Source organism: Klebsiella sp. 28 (assembly GCF_018223905.1).
GTDB classification, from domain to species: Bacteria; Pseudomonadota; Gammaproteobacteria; order Enterobacterales; family Enterobacteriaceae; genus Klebsiella; species Klebsiella pneumoniae.
Map to the genome: position 1 here is coordinate 1 of NZ_JAGRQY010000121.1, position 1,530 is coordinate 1,530.

3 protein-coding genes are annotated in these 1,530 nt (G+C 55.4%); all 3 read right to left on the reverse strand.

Features of this window, described 5'->3' with window-relative positions:
• On the reverse strand, positions 1–120 hold a 120-nt coding region (locus tag KHQ28_RS20125), incomplete at its 3' end, for a phage head-tail connector protein (protein ID WP_142900396.1).
• Positions 101–415, reverse strand: a complete 315-nt coding sequence (locus KHQ28_RS20130; RefSeq protein WP_074181095.1) for a hypothetical protein — start codon at positions 413–415, stop codon at positions 101–103. The genes KHQ28_RS20130 and KHQ28_RS20125, both read right to left, overlap by 20 nt.
• A gap of 58 nt (positions 416–473) precedes the next feature.
• Positions 474–1,530 (reverse strand): phage major capsid protein (locus tag KHQ28_RS20135; protein WP_211777661.1); only part of this gene is annotated, 1,057 nt, incomplete at its 5' end.

Here is a 1,530-nt window from a genome sequence, read left to right on the forward strand (position 1 = left end):
ATAATCACGCTCGATGCTCCGCTGTGCGGCGTTCACCATTTGCGTGAGCATGGCGTCATGCTCCGTGAAATCCAGTTCCAGGCGTAGCTGGGTTTTCACATCATCCAATGTCAGTATCAAAATCGCTGTCTCCCGGCTTCGGTTTCAGCGCGCGTTCGGCATCCTTCGGCCATACCGCGATACGGCGCTTAACCAGCTCTTCGGCGTGCGATCCTTCAAACCACGCGATATCACCACGGGAATAACGGCTATGCGGACCGAGGAACACAACGGATTTGCGTTCTGCCTGTGCGACCACGGTCGCACGGTTATCCTGTGCAGTCTCAGTCGCACGGTTATCCTGTGCGGTCTCGGTTGCATGGTTGTCATGTACGACCGTTTCTTCCGGCTCCACTGCTTTATTTTTCGCAGCCATAACATTCTCCTTAAAGGGAAAAGCCCGCATATGCGGGCTTTATTAACAGAGGGGTGGGTTAGAACAGGACGCCGGTACCCAGCACCAGGCCTTCCGGATGACGGAAGCCGATATCGTGTTCGAGGACGACGCGGATCAGCGACTGGTTACGCGAGAACGCGGAAACTGGGTTACCTTCTGCATCGAGATAGGTGGCTTCTCTGGAGAAATCGACCTTCATGGAACCATCTTCACCGATGACAACATCATTGAAGTCGGCGAAATAAATTTCCGTTTCCTTACCACTTTCGCCCAGGTTAACCGGGATCGCGCTGGTATACTGAATCGGATAGCCCTTGAGCATCCCCTGCGCCATTTCCGGGTAGACTTTGTTGCCGTTGCCGTCACGCAGGCCAAACAGCTTCATATAGGTACGGTTCGACATACCCCAGCCGCAACGGATCATCAGGCTGTTGCCATCCATCGCCATCAGAATAATCTTGTCCAGGTACTCATCAACCGTGTTCAGGTTGATCGCGGAACCCGCTTCCCACGGCAGCAGGCGGTTCCACTGCGTCGCACGCGACTTCATACCAATCGGTGTATCGCCGGTACCGTCATCGCGCATAAACGCTTTATCCTCACGAACAGCGATGGCGGTCAGAATATCCTGCAGGACCAGCTGCTCAACGTTAAAACCGGCGCGACCAATCAGCTGGTTCGACATCGGGACCAGGGCGATCATGGTTTTGGCACTCAGTTTTACGTCGTCGAATTTTGATTCAGACGTCTTGGCATCCTTTCCTTCGCCGGTGTAGCTGGCCGTTGCACCGCCAGCCGAGCGCGGTAACGTCAGATTGCCGTTAGGCAGCGGAACGGAGCGGGCACCCAGCTTACGGACAATGGTACGGTCGCTCAGCAGCTCGATGACTTCGTTTTGCATGTTCTCCGGGATGAGCGCCCCACCGGAACCCGCAGCGGTGGAAATGGCCATCGATACGGACTGGTCATTCAGCTCTTCTGAAGCGAATTTTGCCGCGTCCTGCAGATTACCTGCGCCTGCGGCGACAGACATCACCAGTCGGGTCATGCCAGCACCGGTGTACTGTTTCGGCTCCTGCTTAACAATAATGCCG

Bases quoted from the DNA above. Each gene is read 5' to 3' on its own strand.
- KHQ28_RS20130 (WP_074181095.1), bottom strand. From the start codon at position 415: ATGGCTGCGAAAAATAAAGCAGTGGAGCCGGAAGAAACGGTCGTACAT.